10 protein-coding genes are annotated in these 15,851 nt (G+C 69.7%); 5 read left to right on the top strand and 5 right to left on the bottom strand.

Annotated elements, in window-relative coordinates; translation table 11 throughout:
- Positions 1 to 56: 56 nt before the first annotated feature.
- The 3 genes from ACFWI4_RS27030 to ACFWI4_RS27040 are packed head-to-tail and all read left to right on the top strand — an operon-like array spanning position 57 to position 5,844.
- Entirely contained in the window at positions 57 to 4,718 is a 4,662-nt protein-coding gene (locus tag ACFWI4_RS27030) for a DUF6531 domain-containing protein (protein ID WP_387201046.1), read from the top strand.
- Between the two features lie 20 nt (positions 4,719 to 4,738).
- Positions 4,739 to 5,203 (top strand): hypothetical protein, encoded by a 465-nt coding sequence (locus tag ACFWI4_RS27035; protein WP_387201049.1) that lies wholly within the window; start codon positions 4,739 to 4,741, stop codon positions 5,201 to 5,203.
- Complete coding sequence (locus tag ACFWI4_RS27040) at positions 5,203 to 5,844, top strand: hypothetical protein (RefSeq protein ID WP_387201052.1); 642 nt, start codon at positions 5,203 to 5,205, stop codon at positions 5,842 to 5,844. The genes ACFWI4_RS27035 and ACFWI4_RS27040 overlap by 1 nt, the downstream gene beginning before the upstream one ends.
- A gap of 56 nt (positions 5,845 to 5,900) precedes the next feature.
- Here the strand turns inward: ACFWI4_RS27040 and drmC are convergent, their stop codons facing one another.
- From drmC to drmA, 3 genes are read right to left on the bottom strand one after another with little or no spacing between them, the layout of a single operon-like run.
- Positions 5,901 to 6,758: a DISARM system phospholipase D-like protein DrmC gene (gene drmC / locus ACFWI4_RS27045; RefSeq protein ID WP_387201055.1), complete on the bottom strand. Its 858-nt coding sequence runs from the start codon at positions 6,756 to 6,758 to the stop codon at positions 5,901 to 5,903.
- Positions 6,740 to 8,599, bottom strand: coding sequence for a DrmB family protein (drmB, locus tag ACFWI4_RS27050; RefSeq protein WP_387201058.1), 1,860 nt, complete (start codon positions 8,597 to 8,599; stop codon positions 6,740 to 6,742). The genes drmC and drmB overlap by 19 nt, the downstream gene beginning before the upstream one ends.
- The gene (gene drmA, locus ACFWI4_RS27055) at positions 8,596 to 12,210 is read right to left on the bottom strand and encodes a DISARM system helicase DrmA (protein ID WP_387201061.1); all 3,615 of its coding nucleotides are present in this window, start codon (positions 12,208 to 12,210) and stop codon (positions 8,596 to 8,598) included. Before drmA ends, drmB begins: the two co-directional genes overlap by 4 nt.
- Positions 12,211 to 12,437: 227 nt before the next feature.
- Here drmA and ACFWI4_RS27060 point away from each other — a divergent pair, with 227 nt between their 5' ends.
- Positions 12,438 to 13,079, top strand: a complete 642-nt coding sequence (locus tag ACFWI4_RS27060; RefSeq protein ID WP_387201064.1) for a DUF4365 domain-containing protein — start codon at positions 12,438 to 12,440, stop codon at positions 13,077 to 13,079.
- Positions 13,076 to 14,281, top strand: a complete 1,206-nt coding sequence (locus tag ACFWI4_RS27065) for a hypothetical protein (protein WP_387201067.1) — start codon at positions 13,076 to 13,078, stop codon at positions 14,279 to 14,281. Before ACFWI4_RS27060 ends, ACFWI4_RS27065 begins: the two co-directional genes overlap by 4 nt.
- A gap of 48 nt (positions 14,282 to 14,329) precedes the next feature.
- Here the strand turns inward: ACFWI4_RS27065 and ACFWI4_RS27070 are convergent, their stop codons facing one another.
- Both ACFWI4_RS27070 and ACFWI4_RS27075 read right to left on the bottom strand, forming a co-directional pair.
- Positions 14,330 to 15,262 carry a hypothetical protein gene (locus tag ACFWI4_RS27070; RefSeq protein ID WP_387201070.1) on the bottom strand — a complete coding sequence of 311 codons (933 nt, stop codon included), beginning with the start codon at positions 15,260 to 15,262 and terminating at the stop codon, positions 14,330 to 14,332.
- Complete coding sequence (locus ACFWI4_RS27075) at positions 15,259 to 15,843, bottom strand: DUF6932 family protein (RefSeq protein WP_387201072.1); 585 nt, start codon at positions 15,841 to 15,843, stop codon at positions 15,259 to 15,261. The genes ACFWI4_RS27070 and ACFWI4_RS27075 overlap by 4 nt, the downstream gene beginning before the upstream one ends.
- Positions 15,844 to 15,851: the final 8 nt, after the last annotated feature.

Here is a 15,851-nt window from a genome sequence, read left to right on the forward strand (position 1 = left end):
GTAAGTTCACTTGTGCATATGGGTGTTGACGGGACTGGCGTGACGGGGGTTGCGGCATGGCGGGGAATCGGCCGGGTGACTGGCATGTCCTGGACCTGGACAAGGATCCGACGCCAGGTGATCCGGACCGGGTGCGGAAGCTGTCGAAGGACCTGCACGATTTCGCCGACGACGTCTCGGACGCGCTGCGCCTGATCAAGGGGATGGCCGACGAGGACGCCGTCCTGCAATGGGCGGGAAAGTCGGCGAAGGCGTTCCAGGACGAGTTCTCGGGTGTGCCGAAGCAGCTCAAGAAGCTGAAGAAGTCGTACGAGATGGCGGGGGACGCACTCGCGGACTACTGGCCGAAGCTGGAGCGGGCGCAGGCGCTGGCGGACAAGGCGCTCGCCAAGGGGCGGGAGGCGCAGGCCGACCTGACCTCCGCCAAGTCCCGTCTGTCGTCGGCCGATTCGTGGGTGACGCGGGCCAACAAGGAAGCGGACAAGTACAAGGACGATCCGACCGGCAGCAAGGACACCGAGAAGCCCGACGAGGCGAAGGTCCGAGCCGCCACACGGGACGCGCAGCATGCGAATACGGCGCGGACGACCGCCCAGTCGGACGTGACGAACGCGAACAGCGCGCTCGACGCGGCGAAGAAGATGGCCGAGGACGCCCGCAAGATGCGGGAGGAGGCCGCGCGGGACGCGAAGTCGAAGATCGACGAGGCCTCGGACGCCGGTATCCACAACCGGAAGTGGTGGGAGGAGGTCGGGGACTGGTTCTCCGACAACTGGGACACCATCGTCACGGTGTGCAAGGTCGTCGTGGCGGTCCTCGGCATCATCGCGATGATCGTCGGGGGGCCGATCCTCGGCGCGATCGTGCTGGTCGCCGCGCTGGTCGTCCTCGCCGACACCCTCGACAAATACGCCAAGGGCCAGGCATCCCTGTGGGACGTGGGCTTCGCCGCGCTGGACTGCATCCCCATGATGAAGGGGATCACCACCCTCGGCGGCCTGGCCAAGGGCCTCAAGGGCGGCCTGGAGGCGATGAAGGGCCTCAGAGCCGGCCTCAAGGGAATGAGCCTGGCGGCCCGGGGGCTGGGCAAGAACGGCGCCCTGTACATGAAGGATCTCTTCAAGGGGCTGCGCTCGGGAGCCGGGGACGAGGCCAAGGCGGGCAAGGCCATGGAGGGCCGTTGCAAGGGCGGCGACCCCGTGGACATGATCACCGGCGAGATGCTGATGTCCCACACGGATGTCCGTCTTCCGGGCCTTCTCCCCTTGGCGATAGAGCGCCACCACGTGTCGAGTTTCCGATCCGGGCAGTGGTTCGGTCCGGCCTGGATGTCGACCTTCGACGAGCGTCTGGAACTCGACGCCGAGGGAGCCGTCTGCGCGAGCGCTGACGGCATGCTCCAGGTCTACCCCGTGCCCGAGCCCGGCAGGCCGGTGCTGCCGAGCCGCGGCCCCAGGCGCCCGCTGAACTGGGACGGGACTCCCGGCGGAGCCGTCACGATCAGCGACCCGCTGACCGGGCTGATCCGGCACTACGGGCCCGCGCTCGTGCCCGACTCCGCCGACGCCGGCAGCGGAACGGCTGTCGTGCTCCCGCTCCGTGCCGTCACCGACCCCAACGGCCGGCGCATCGACTTCCGGCGGACCGCCCAGGGCGTGCCCGTCGAGGTCCACCACTCCGGCGGCTACCGGCTCGCCGTCGACACCGAGGACGGCCGGATCACCGCCCTGCGGCTCCTGGGGGACGCCGACGCAGCGGCCGGCTCGCACTCCGGCACGCTCCTGCGCACCTACCTCTACGAGGACGCCGAGCGGCATCTCACCGCGATAGCCGACTCCGCCGGCCGCCCCTACCGGCTGACGTACGACGAGCTCGGCCGCATCACGTCCTGGACGGACCGGAACGACCGCTGGTACCGCTACGCGTACGAAGGCGCCACCGACCGCGTGGTGCGCGGCACCGGGCAGGACGGCGCGCTGTCCGCGGCGTTCGCCTACGACGACGCCTGGCGTGTCACCACGATGACCGACAGCCTCGGCCACCGCACCGAGTACCACCACGACGAACACCTCCACCTCACTCGGGTCGTCGACCCGCTGGGCTTCGCCGCGCACACCGAGTACGACGCGTACGGGCACCTGCTCTCCCGCACCGACGAACTGGGCAACACCACGCGCTTCACCCTCGACGATCACGGTCAGCCGGTGCGCCTGGACCGGCCGGACGGCACCAGCGTCGAGGTGGCCTACGAGGGCCTCCTGCCGGTCGCCGTCACGGAGGCCGACGGGGCTCGCCGGCAGTACACGTACGACGACCGCGGCAACCTGCTCACCACCACCGACCCTCTGGGTGCGGTGAGTTCGTACACCTACGACGAACAAGGGCGCCGGACCACGGAGACCGATGCGCTGGGCAACGTGTTCCGGTTCGCATGCGACGGGGCCGGGCTTCCGGTGGGGGTCGTCGATCCGCGCGGCGGTGTCGTCACCGTGCGCAGGGACGACCACGGCCGTGTGGTGCGCATCGACGACTCGGTCGGAGGGACCGTCCGCCAGGGCTGGGACCCCGAGGGCCTGCTGCTGTGGCGCGAGCGCGCCGACGGGGGCAGGGAGACCTGGTCCTACGACGGGGAGGGCAACCTCACCGAGCACCGTGACGCGGGCGGTTCCACCACCGTGTTCGCGTACGGGGCGTTCAACAAGCCGACGGCCAGGACGGATCCGGACGGCACGCGCTACTTCTTCACCCACGACACGGAGATGCGGCTCACCGCCGTGACCAATCCGCTCGGCGACGCGTGGAGTTACCGCTACGACGCGGCGGGCCGGCTCGTCGCCGAGACCGACTTCGACGGCCGAGCGCTCACCTACGTCTGCGACCCGACCGGCCGCCAGATCGAGCGGGCCAACGGCAGCGGTCAGACCGTGAGCATGACCCGCGACGCCGAGGGGCGTGTGGTGGAGTCGCGCACCGGGGAGGGTGCGGTCACGTCCCTGCGCTACGACGCGGCGGGACGCCTGGTGGAGGCCTCGAACCCCGACAGCACCGTCACCTACGGGTACGACGCGGTGGGCAGGATCGTCACCGAGACCGCCGACGGCCGGACCGTCACGAGCGTGTACGACCCGCTGGGCCGGCGGGTGCGGCGCACCACGCCCTCCGGCGCGACGTCGCGCTGGGCCTACGACTCCGCGGGCCTGCCCACCTCTCTCGTCACCGAGGGCGGCGAGCTGACCTTCACCCATGACGCCGCGGGCCGGGAGACCGCACGCGGTCTGGGCGCCGCCGCCACCCTGGCGCAGTCCTGGGACCCGGGTCACCGGCTCGTCGAGCAGATCATCCGGTCGGGGACCTCCGACGACGGCGGAACCGGTGCCGCGCCCGTGCGTCAGTCCCGCTCCTACGCCTACCGCGCGGACGGTCACCTGACGGCGATCGCCGACCGGCTCGGCGGCGGCCGCAGGTTCGACCTCGACCGCGCGGGCCGAGTCACCCGGGTCTCGGCCGAGGGGTGGACCGAGTCCTACGCCTACGACGACCTCGGCAACCTCAGCGCCGCCAGTCATCCGGCCCCCGGCGGGCAGGACGCCCAGGGCCCGGTGCGGCACTCCGGGACGACGGTCGAATCGGCGGGCCGTACGGCGTACGAGCACGACGCCCAAGGGCGTGTGGCCCGCGTCGTCCGGCGGACGCTGTCCGGCCTGCGCAGGATCTGGACGTACACCTGGGACGCCGAGGACCGGCTCACCGAGGCGGCGACGCCCACCAGCGGTGTCTGGCGGTACCGCTACGACGCGCTCGGACGTCGTACCGCCAAGTTCCGTGTGGCAGAGGACGGTTCGCCCGCCGAAGAGATCCTCTTCACCTGGGACGGCACCAACCTCGCGGAGCAGCGGACGCTCCGTGACGACGTGGTGGAGACCGACACGTGGGACTGGGAGCCGGGCACCCACCGTGCGGCCGCCCAGCTGCGCAGCCGGTGGCGGCCCGAGGACCGGGACGACGTCGACAGGCAGTTCTACGCGATCGTCACCGACCTGGTCGGCACGCCCAGGGAACTCGTCGGCGAGGACGGCACGATCGCATGGCGGGCCGCCACCAGCCTGTGGGGAAGGCCGCTGGCCGGCGACGGCGGAGGGCTGTGCCCGCTCGCCTTCCCCGGCCAGTACCGCGACCCGGAAACCGGCCTGCACTACAACCTGTCCCGCTACTACGACCCGGACACCGCGAGCTACCTCTCACCCGACCCGCTCGGTCTGGACCCCGCCCCCAACCATCACGCCTACGTCGGCAACCCCTTCCGCTGGAGCGACCCGCTCGGCCTGGAGGACGACGAGCCGGTCCGCATCTACGACGACTCGACGTACGACAAGCACGGTTCGGGCAGCAGTTCGTCGGCCAAGGGCGAGATCGGCCGCGCCCCCGCAGACGGCCAGGCGGCACTGGACCGGTCGATTCACTTGGGCGACCCGAACAACCCGGCCAAGTTCCGTCGGCTCGGGGTGGATCACGCCAACAACGAGATCGTGGTTCTCGACCGGCATGACTACGAGACGGACAAGGACGGCAAGATCGTCAAGGAGATCTACCATGGCCACGTCCAGGGCAAGTACCCCTCCGACAGCATCACGGAGGGTGACCTGAACAAGCTGAAGAGGAAGGGAATGATCAACAACCTCAAGAAACAGAAGGTCCTCCCGCCGCCGTGCACGGGATGACGGAGAGAAGGAATTCGGTCATGGTGTCCGAGTGGAACTGGGAAACCGGTGAGGGCCTGATCCGTATCGACGACCCCGCAGAGGTGGACGCGGCGTTCGAGCGTGGGGCGGGGCGTATTGGCACCGCGGTGATCGGACTCGCCTTCAACTGTTCGCTGGAGGAGGCATCGCCCCGGATCGTCCGGGCGATGCGGCTGCCGGATCTCGCTCAGCGCGCGTTCGCGTTCACCGCGGCCGGTGCCGCGGCGCGTCTCAACGGCCGGCTGACCCCCGAGCTGTACGCCGCACTGGGTGCGGAGGGGCCCAGAAGCATCGCCGAATACGCCGTCAAGGACACTCTGACCTTCGTGCCGTTCCGGCGACTGCCCCTGCGGTTCAAGTGGTGGTGGGTCGCTTTGGGGGTGCGCAACAAGCTGGAGAGCTGGTGGCTGAGGTCCGGGGAGACGATCGCGGACGCGTGGAGCGCCCTGCGACGACGGCGCTGATGGAAGGCCAAGACGCGCAGGTCTCGGAGACGGGACTCGGCTACGACGTCTTCGCGCCGCTGTGGGGGATCCTGGAACTGGGCGCGGCGGCCGAGGCTGGCCCATCGGCCTTGCGGGGCGCGGCACTTGCCGGCTTCGTGGCCGCTCACCGTGAGGACGTCGACCGGCTCCTGGCGATGATCCGCGACCTCGGTGACTTCTCGCCCGAGACCATGGCGGTTTTCGAGCGGCAGGGCGGCTGGACCGACGGCCGTGCGGTGACGGCCGAATACTTGACGATGTACTCGGGGTGCATCGAGGCGTACCCGCCGCGGACCGACGACCCCGCCGTGCTGCGGCGCATCGTCCGCACGGGCGGCGACCTCCAGCTGACCGGCTTCCTGGACGCCCTCGTGGGAGCGGCCACCGCACGAGGCCCGGCCCCCGGAACCGCGGTGCCGCTCGTCGCCGACGCCGTGCGGATGGCGGGGTCCCTGCTGGGCGTTCACGACGAACGCCTGGTGCCGGACACCTTCCGGATGTGGCGCGTGAAGTACCTGCCCGACGTCCTGCGCCCCGACTCCCCCTCGGGGGAAGCGGTCAAGGCCGATCTGCGGCGGTACGCCCGCGCGCTGGAAGGGCTGGTCGAGGACATCCAGTGAGGATCCGGGTCGCTGCAGGGTGCGACGGCCGGCCAGCAGCGGAGGGGGCATGGCGATCAAGCGAGGCGCATCACGCCGTTCTCGGGCGCGATGAGCCAGCGGAAGTGGTCCACCAGAGGCCCTACGGTCGCGGGGTCCCGCAGTACTACGCCGAGTTCGATGTTGCTGATCAGCGCGCGGTCGGTGAGATTGGCGCTCCCGAGGAAAGCGGTGTGCTTGTCGGCAGCGATCAGTTTGGCGTGCAGTACGCCTTCGGAACTCGCACGGTGCCAGATGGTCACACCAGACGGCAGCGCAGCGAAGGCCGCTGAGGCCTGCGTGGACTCCTCCAGCAGAAGATCTACCCGAACCCCTCGATCGGCTGCATAAGCTATTTCCGCCACGATGTCCTCTGCGCCATGGGCAGCAAAGCTGGCTATCAGTACAGATGTGTTGGCAGAGCGAATGACCTCGCGCACGACTCCACTGGTCAACCGGGCAGGTATCGACGCACTGAGAGGACCGGATACGACTGGCTGAATCGGCCGAGGGCGGGGCATTGCCCGGAGCGCGGCAAGAGCGAGCGCCAGGCCAGCACCCGCCAAGTCAGGTGCTTCAATGCGCCAGGCGTCGGCGACTGCCCTGAGCTGACCGGCAAGACCAACGGCCGCCTGGGCGGCTATGAAACGAGCCAGCAAGGGGTCGTCGGGTCCTGCCGCTTGGCGCACGACGTTTTCCCATGCGACGACATGGTCGTCAGGTAGGCGGTCGTACAACGCTGCCAGAAGGCGAGGGAGATCTGAGGGCCGGTCGTCACTTCGTGTATCGGAGACGGAGAGGATCCGTGTCTTCCTCGAAGTGATGGACGAACGGCCTTCACGTGAAACAGCGATGCGTTCATTCTCCCCGGGCCTGGTCACGGCCGGAAGGCGCACTTGTCGTCGGCCAGCGTTTCGACCAGCAGGGCTCGGTCCAGATAGTGGTTGCCCCGTTCACAGGAAGTCTCCGCAGCGAAGAGACAGGCATGGCACGCCGCCCCATGCAGGCGGTTATGGATGCGCGGTTCGTGTTCCGCGCACATGGGGTCGGAACTGCACAGTCTGGCTTCTTCCAGGGCCTGTGCGAGGGCAGGCCCGAGCCGTTCACCGCGGCCGAGCGAGACGAGTCCGCCCAGAGTGCCTTCGCTGTCGGGGGCTGCCGTGTAGAGCAGGATGCCCGACATCGGATCGGGGCCGGAGCGTGCGTAGATCCGTTCCGCTATGCCGGAGGCCCCGTAACCGCATTCCAGGGCGAACTGGCGGATGAGGACGTGGGCCAGGGTGTGCAGGAGGACGTACCGGATGCCGGGCCAGCGGGGTACGACCCCACGGGCCAGGCACCAGTCCAGGTGCGCCGCCTTCAGGACCTGCTCGCGGGCCTGTACCGCATCCTGCTGTTCCCATTCGGCCAGCTGACGTTCCTTGAGCGCGAGGAACACGCCCTCGCCGCGCAGCTCGGCACAGGGAACCCAGGTGGGGTCGTGGCGGCTGAGCGGTGCTCCGGCGACGGTGCGGGCTTCCTCCTCCGGAAGCCATTCGGGAGCCTCGATCCGGGTGAAGCCGGTGAGGGCCGAGACCTCACGGAGCCGGTGGACAAGGACGACGGAGTCGAGCCAGTCGGCCGTGCCGTCGGGCACCTGCCGTTCACGGACGGTGGTGAAGTCCGGCAGCGACTGGTCGCGCGGCTGGGTGAAGGCTCGCCACTCAGGAGTGATGAGGTCGAATTCCTCGTCCTCGTCATCCTGGTCGGAGGCGGCCGAGCGCGCCTCTTTGGTGACCGCCGCCCAGACGGCGTCCGCCCCGTACTGCTCCAGCTCGGGCCAGCACGCCTGCGTCGGCAGCAGCATCTTCGCGGCGTCGGCGGGGACGGCGGCCAGCGGGGACAGCAGGCTCCAGTGCTCCTTGACCGCCTGGGTGAGGGGTTCCTCGGCGCGAGGGATGCTGAACACCCTCAGCTGGGAGGCGAACCAGCTGTTGGTGGCGCCCAGGACCATCGTGCGCGCGTGCTCCGAGCATCCGCCCGGCTTGAAGGTCCCGAGGTGTGGGTGGTGGCCCCGGCAGGCGGGCAGGTTCCGCTCCCCGGCCGCGCCGAGGGCGTCGGCCATGGACCGGGGCTGTACTCCACAGGTGCACCGCACGAAGACGTTGGCCGCTTCACCAGTCGTGCCGGACTCGGTCAGGCTGAGCGTGTGGCCCTCGCACGAGGACGCGCCACGGTGGACGAAGTACACCCAGGGGAAGTCGTCCATGTGCCCGGCCGGGCACGCGACCAGGAAGCGGGCGGGCAGCGCGGTGGGCTGGCCCTTGCCCGGACCGCCGCAGTTGATGTGGACGTATTTGGTCTTCTCCGGGCGGTAGAGGTTCGACCGGAGCTGGAAGAGACCGCCCGAAGCGGGAGCCAGCTGGTTGCACCGCTCGCGCGAGCAGCGCAGCCATCGGGGGAAGAGGCCGACAGGAACGCCTGTCCTGGTCCAGTCGCCGTATGGGTCCGCGGGATTCTCGGGAAGGTGGGGCGGAGTGCGCAGGGCGGTGACCTGGCCGCCCAGCCGTCGCCGGACGGCGGCCAGGAGACGGTCCTCGGTCAGGACGCGGGCGCGCACCGGGTCCCAGTCGTCGAGGCCCATGACCATCGTCGACAGGTTGGGAAGGTCGGTGACGGCGCCGACGCCGTAGGTGTGCAGGAGCTGGCTGGGACGCAGCTCGCCAACGCGAAGCGCTGCGGTGGCGGGGCCGGTCATGTCGTCTCCCAGGGATCTGCGTCGGTGGCGGGGGCACTGTCGTCGTCCTGCTGGCGCGGGACGTACGGCGGTTCGTCGTCGGGCTCGTGGCCTGCCGGGCCGGTGAAGATCAGCCGGATCGGAGGCTCGACCTCACGCAGTGATGTCGGGCAGGTCATCAGCCGCCAGGGGCCGCTGTCCGGCTCCAGGAGGAGCGGGGCGACATCGCCCTGGCGCCTGGCCGCACGGTAGCCGAGGACCGCTCCGGGTGCCTTGCGCTTCTGCTCCCAGTAGTCCAGGCGGGTGTCGAGCCGGGTGCGCACCTCGTCCACCGTGTGCCGGTTGGCCGTGACGTCCCTGGCGCGCAGTTCCAGGGACCGCACGGCGTGACTGACGATCTCGCCCCGGCGGTCCACCCACTGGGCACCGCGGTTGGGGTTGTAGTCGGGCTTGAGGTTGCGGACCAGGGAGGCCAGGACACCGGTCAGGCCGCGGTCGACGGCACGGTCCGCGAAGGGAGTGACGGACAGTGCCTCGACGTGCTGGTAGATGGTGGCGTGGAAGGACTCGAAGGTCTCGTAGTGCGAGAGGTCGCGTGGACGGGCCCAGTTGAGGACGGTGAAGACGAGCCCGGGGGCCCGGCGGCCTACGCGGCTGGTGGCCTGGATGTACTCGGCGGTCGACTTGGGCTGGTTGTTGACGACCATGACACCGAGTCGGGAGACGTCCACACCGACGGCGATCATGTTGGTGGCGAGCAGGACGTCGATGGGGCGGGGGGAGCCCTTGGGCCGGCGGCCGAAGGTGATGTCGAGCTTCGCCAGGATGTCGGGGATGGCGTCGGAGGCCATCCGGCTGGTCAGCTCGGCCGGTTCGTTGATCCGTCGGGCGGAGAGCCCCCTGCGGTCGGCCCGCAGGAGCCTCGCCGACACGTCGTCCTCCACGAGCCGCCGCATGCCGCCGAGGTCACGCAAGCTGTTGAAGTAGCCGACGAGCGTCATGTACGGGTCGGTCAGGTCGCTGGCCCCGTAGGTCTCGTAGAGGTGCTGGGCGGCGGCGAGCTGGGCGACGAACACCCTGATCGCCACGGACTTGGTGCGTACGCCCTGGGCGCAGATGCCCACGTAACGGCGGCCCGGGGTCTCCTTCGTCTCCCGGCGCCGGGCGAAGAACGTGTCGTCGGCGCTCAGCCCCGACGGCGGGAAGACGGCCGTCCTGCGGGCGAAGAGATCGTGGATCTGCCGGTCGGCGCGGCGGACGGTGGCCGTGGAGGCGATGACCTTGGGGCGTACGGTGCGACCGGGCTCGGGCTCCCAGGTGGAGAGGCGGTCCACGGCGGTCTCGTACAGCCCGGTGAGGGAGCCGAGCGGGCCCGAGATGAGGTGCAGCTCGTCCTGGACGATCAGGTCCGGTGGCCGCACGCGGACGGCGTCGACGGTGGAGGCGGCCTCGTGTTTATCGGTCGCCGGGTGGCTGGAGGACTCCCAGTCGGCGTCCACGGCGGACGGTGTGACGTATCCGTGCCGGGTGCAGCGGCGGGAGACCTGGCCGAACAGCGCCTGGGTGTCGCCCTTCCAGGGCAGTTGGGCGAACTTGTCGACGGTGGCGATGACGAGGCTGGGCGGATAGCGGTAGATCTCCTCGTCCACGACGAGGATCGGCAGCCCCAGTTCGTCGGGGGGCAGTCCGAAGGCGCTCGCGCCGAAGGGGCACTCGAAGGCGTCGGGGCAGGTGATGAGCGTCCGGCGGAGGGTGGGTTCGACGGCGATGTCGCGTCCGGCCTCCATCTTCGAGCCGCACCAGGGGCAGCTGGTGAGCTGGTGGGGCGAGCCCATGCGCCCGAAGCCGCCGAACCCCTTCTCCTTCTTGCGCTCCTTGACCCAGTCAGATGCCTGTTCGGTGGTGTTGGGGGTGACCCTGCCTCCCACCCACAGTCCGATGCGGAACGGGTTGTCGCCCCAGAGCTCCGGTGCCTCGCGGCGGATCACCTCGCAGGCACAGATCAGGGCGGTGGCGCGCTGGAACTGCTGGATGGTGAGCAGCCGCAGCGTGTACCGCATGATCACGGCGACGCCGTGCTCGGCGTCCAGGCCGCCCAGGCGCGGCTTGCGCCGACGGATTGCGAGGGTGAACGCGGTCAGACCGAGGTAGGCCTCGGTCTTGCCGCCGCCGGTGGGGAACCACAGGAGGTCGGCCAGCGCGCTGTGGTCGTCGGCGCGTTCAGGGTGGCCCGGGTCGGCGAGCGAGGGCAGGTTGAGCAGCAGGAACGCCAGCTGGAACGGGCGCCAGCTGCGGTTCTTCGACAGGTCGGCTTCCCGGACCGCTTCGTCGAGCGTTTTCGTGGGGGTGCGGCGCCGGTCGCCGGCCGCGATGGTGTGGACGCGCTGGTGCCACATGGCGCGGTTGGCGAACCGGAAGGCGTCGAGGGCGTCGGGATCGTCTCGCAGCAGGTCGATGCCCGCTTGGATGCGGTCGGCCGCCCGATCGGCGAGGCGCATGTTCTCCCCGGCCTCCGCGCGGTAGGCGTCGAGCTCCGTGGCCGGGTCGTCCACCGACTGCCTCTGCCGCTCGATCCACGAGCGGTAACCGTCCACCAGGGGGAGCAGGACGGTCCGCAGCGGCTCGGCTTCGAGCGTGCTCAACTCGTTCATGTCCAGGACGAGTTCGGTGAGTTCGGGCAGGTCCTCGTCACGTCGGTCGTTCCGAGGGTCCGGTACGTCGGTGTGCGGCACCTCGTACGACGGCGTGGCCGTGGTGGAGATGCGCACCGCGCGCCTGGGGTCGGCCGGGTCGGTCTCCGCGTGCACCCCGCTTCCGTGCCCCACGGCGAACTCGGGGTGGAAGCGGTAGGTCATGGCGAGCGACCGCCGCTCGTCCTGGTCGCCGCCGGGGGGTTCGGTGGTACGGCGGGGCAGGAAGGGAGCGGTGTCCGGCGCACCCGCCACGACCATCGACGCCTGGAACATCCAGTGGGTCGAACCGGGCTTGTTCTCCTGGCTGTTGACCAGGAACAGGGACACCAGCCACGATCCCTCGTGCAGACGGGCCCGGCCGCGGACCACGATGTGCGGGAAGTCCCGGGCGTTCACCGGCTGGGCGGCCAGTTTCCCCTCCGCCAGCTTCACGGTGACCCTGCCCGAGCAGGGCACCCGGTGGTACACCCGTTTGTGGTTGCCCTCGATCTTGGAGTCCCCGCGCTCGTACCGCGCCCAGGCGCAGTCGACCGTCAGCTCCGGGACCTGGCCGTCGACCCGAACGGTCAGTCCCAGTGTCGACGGGTGGAGGCTCGGCATGTTCGGAGCGGACGGTTCGGGGTCCCCGGCTTCCGGCTCCTGTTCCGGGGCCACGTTCGGCTCGTCGAGCGTCTCCGGCGCGACCTCCTTGCCGACCGTCCGCAGGGTCGCGCCGTCCTCGTCCAGCATGCCGCCGGGGGCCAGCCGTCCGATGATGTAGTGGTCCAGGGGATTGCCCCCCAGTTCCTCTTCCACGTCCCCGGTCGGTCCGAGGAGATCGCGTACGACCAGCTCCGAGAGCCGATCGCGCAGCTGCTGCGGGGTGGGTGCGGACAGCACCGCTCCGCCAGAGGCGGAGTCCGACTCGGGATCTGGGCTGGCGAGAGGTTGCTGGGTCACAGGGGCCAGATTAGGCGCGCCCACTGACAACCGGTACGGACTTCTGTGCGGAACCCGATCGCTCACTCCGTTCCGGGCGATCCGAGGGCTGCTTTCGGCCGGATTCCGATCAAGGCCTTTGGCGGGCGGTGTGACCCTCGTTACTGTGCGTCGCCCGAGGGGTATGAGACGCGCACGGAGTACAGAGGGACGCGGTTGCCCCGGGTTCGGAGGGCGGGCGGGGGCGCATGACAGGCAGTAGGACGGGTGGCATCCCGCACCAGCCGTCGAGTGGCAACGGGCACACCGGCAAGCACACCTATGGCGTGCCTTTGTCGCGCCTCGGGAACGCGCCGGGATGGGCAAACGGATCGACCGGGTTCGGGGACAACAGTCACCGAGGCGTGTACGGCGAGGAGTTCATCCGCATGCTGGCCACGGCGGCCAACCTCGACGTGACCCGCAAGGAGCGTGACCGGGTGGGCGTCGACTGGCAGCTCGGCTACGCGGGCCGGAAGGGGACGCGTCGCTTCCCGGCCATCGAGGCGCAGGTCAAGTGCACGTCGTCTCCCGACATCCACGGGGAGCACATCCACTACCCGCTCAAAGCGAAGAACTACAACCTGCTGGCGGGCCCGGACTACGATCTGCCCCGCTTCCTCTTCCTCGTGCTGGCCCCGGCCGACGCCTTCACGTGGGCGCACGCCACCCGGGACCGTCTGCTGCTGGCGCATGCCGCCTACTGGATGTGCCTGCACGACCAGGACCTGCTGGAGAACGAGAGAACGGGTACGCGTACGGTCCACGTCCCGCGTGCCAATCTGCTGACCGTGGACTCCTTGCACGACCTGTTCGCCGAGGACTACCGGAACATGCTGGTGGCGTCATGACCGCGTTCACGGATGCGGAGTTCGAGGATGCCGCGGGCCTGGCCCCCGCGGTCGTGCGGCGCTATCTGAGCGGCAAGGGATGGAGCGCGGAAGGCGATCTGTCCGGTGCCGAACTATGGGAGTGGAGGCCGCCGCAGGAGCCGGGGGCGCCCTTCAATCCGACTCCGTACGAGCTGCTGGTGCCGATGCAGCGACGCCGTGACTACGCGGGCCGGGTGGCCGACATCTTGGAGACCCTCGCGGTCGTCGAGGCCCGCCGTCCCGCGGACATCATCAGGGAGATGCAATTACCGCCGGTGGACTGGCAGTTCCTCCGTCTCGTGCCACCAGGTCCGTCCGGTACGGCTCCGCTGCTGGACCTGGTCTCGGCGCTGACCGGTCTGAAGGACCTGCACACCGCGGCCGCGTCCTCCGCTCTCACCCCGCAGGCCGTACAGCCCGGTCAGAAGCCACAGGTGGTGAAGGACCACGTCGCGGCGGTACGGCTGGACCAGACCCGTGTCGGCAGTTATGTCATCGCGGCCCACACTCCGCTGCCGGACAGCCTGCTTGGCGGGCATGAGGGCGAGGCAGGGCAGGGCTCACTGTTCAACGACGCGGATCTGATCAGGCACGGCCCGTCGCCGTCCGAGCCCTTCGCCCGCAGGGTCTCCCGGATGCTGTTCGCAGGCGTCACCTGCGCGCGTTTCGTCGCGGAGCAGACACTCGGCGAAGACTCCGTGTCGCACTTCGAGCACCTGGACAGCGCCGGCCTGTCGGCCAACCTCTGCGAGGCTCTGGTGAAGATCGCGGGCGAGGAGCGTCGCGGTTTCTCACTGGCCTTCGCCTGGTCGTCCGAGAGGCCGATGGAGCAGCCTTCACCGCCGGTCGCGATCGGCCGACGGCATGTGCAGGCCTTGGAAGCGGTGGCCAAGGACCTGCGTCAACGGCTGGGCCGGGAGGCGGGCGCCGTCCTGCACGGTGTGGTGACCAGGCTGAACCGTGATGTGGCCCCACCGGAGGCGACGGTCTATGGAGACATCGTCCGCGAGGACTTCCAACGACAGAGGAGCGTCCGGGTGGAACTGCGGCCCGAGGACATCGACAAGGCCGCCGATGCCTGGCGACGAGGCCTGGAGGTGGCGGTGAAGGGGGATCTGGAACCGCGTGGCACAGGCGTGCGGATGCGGCGGCTGACCGCGTTCGTGGTGGGGCAGGAGTAGGGCTCCTGTCGGACGACCACCGAGGACGGCCAGACAGGGCGGGCGTGCCTACGCTTCGAGGGGGAGTGACGCTTGTTCGGCAGCCGGTCCTAGGTAGGTGTACTCCGTGGACCTCGCGATGCCCATGGAGTCCAGCCGCTGCCGGAAGCGGACCCGGAAATGGACGTTGTCCCCGAGGCCGGGGCGCATCCGCAGCAGTACCTCGGGTTCCTCGAAGCGGACGTCGTAGGCCGGCGCGTTCTTGGCCGTGCCCGTCTTGACCTTCACCCAGCCGCTTTCGCGCAGTTCTGTGATGCGGCCGGAGATGGTCATCGACTGATCGCGGTCTCTGGTCTCACTGAGGCGCTCCACGTAGCGTCGGCCTCGTTCGGTCAGCCGGGCACGGCGCATACCGCCGTCGGCGCCGTACCAGGTCACGCCCAGGTCCAGGTCGTATTTGCCCAGCGCGCGGGACAGCGTCTCGACTGCGTCGAACAGCCGCGACCACTCGCGGACATCGCTCTCCGACTCCAGCGCGGCCAGCAGTTCGGTCAGCGTGCTCATGCCCGTGCTCGCGGCGGATGTGGTGGGAGTACCCAGGGCGTCCAACTCAGGGGAGACGGTGGGGGCGACGGGCCTGGCGTGGACCACGGTGCTGCCGGCCGAGATTCCCGTGAGCTCCAGCTGGACGGGGGTCCGGGCGGCGACAGAGACCGCGTGCTCGACGGGTTCGAGGAGGGCGTCGCCCCACTGGAAACGGAGGGCGCCGCCGTCCGTGTCCGGACCGGTCAGGCGCAGCTGGAGTTCCTCGTCGAGTCGGGCGTCCGGTGCGTACTCGCGCGCCGCAGCCAGTCGGCTTGCCCGATGCTCCGCCTCGATCTCCTCGTCGTCCCGGTCCTCGGTGCCCATTTCGTCGAGCAGACGCGCGGAGAGACCGGCCGTCCCCTCGGGACCTTCCCCCATGATCTGGCGCCTGCGCTCTCGCCAGCTGTCGCCGGTCACAGTCGCACCTCCAGATAGCCGCGTGCCGGGGCGGCACTTTCCTCCGAAGGCGAGCGGTCGCCCTGGCCGGGCAGCCTGCAACGCTGCCACCAGTCGTCCCACACACCCCGTTGGGTGAAGTATGTCCGTTCCTCGGGGGTGAGGCGTTCTGACTCGAAGATATGAGCAACGGGCTGGTACCCGATTCTGAGCGGCGAGACGCCGAACTTCTCCCTCATCCTCTCGCGGCTCTGAAAGGCAGTGGTCAACCACTTGGAGCCGGGCTTTCCGCGCACCGTGCGCTCGGCGCGCGTGTCGATCAACAGAGTGGCGTCGATGTTCCGGGGATCGGGTTTCGTGCTGACGAAGCTGCCTCCGAGCCACAGCCTGTGGACGAGCGGGAGGCCGACCAGGGCGTCCGCGTAGGTGTCCTCCAGCGCGAGGAACCGGTCGAGATAGTCGTGGAGACCGTCCCACAGGCCGACCCGCGTCGCGGAGTCCCGGAACTCGGGGTTGCTGACCAGCAGGGACTCCGCCTCATCGAGGGAGACGGAATACCGGCCCAGGGGAAGGAACCCGTTCGCGGCGAAGGAAGGCAGCACGTGAGGTC

It is taken from the genome of Streptomyces sp. NPDC127038, assembly GCF_042725875.1.
GTDB lineage: Bacteria > Actinomycetota > Actinomycetes > Streptomycetales > Streptomycetaceae > Streptomyces.

Bases quoted from the DNA above. Each gene is read 5' to 3' on its own strand.
- ACFWI4_RS27030 (WP_387201046.1), top strand. From the start codon at position 57: ATGGCGGGGAATCGGCCGGGTGACTGGCATGTCCTGGACCTGGACAAG.
- ACFWI4_RS27035 (WP_387201049.1), top strand. From the start codon at position 4,739: ATGGTGTCCGAGTGGAACTGGGAAACCGGTGAGGGCCTGATCCGTATC.
- ACFWI4_RS27040 (WP_387201052.1), top strand. From the start codon at position 5,203: ATGGAAGGCCAAGACGCGCAGGTCTCGGAGACGGGACTCGGCTACGAC.
- drmB (WP_387201058.1), bottom strand. From the start codon at position 8,599: ATGACCGGCCCCGCCACCGCAGCGCTTCGCGTTGGCGAGCTGCGTCCC.
- ACFWI4_RS27060 (WP_387201064.1), top strand. From the start codon at position 12,438: ATGACAGGCAGTAGGACGGGTGGCATCCCGCACCAGCCGTCGAGTGGC.
- ACFWI4_RS27065 (WP_387201067.1), top strand. From the start codon at position 13,076: ATGACCGCGTTCACGGATGCGGAGTTCGAGGATGCCGCGGGCCTGGCC.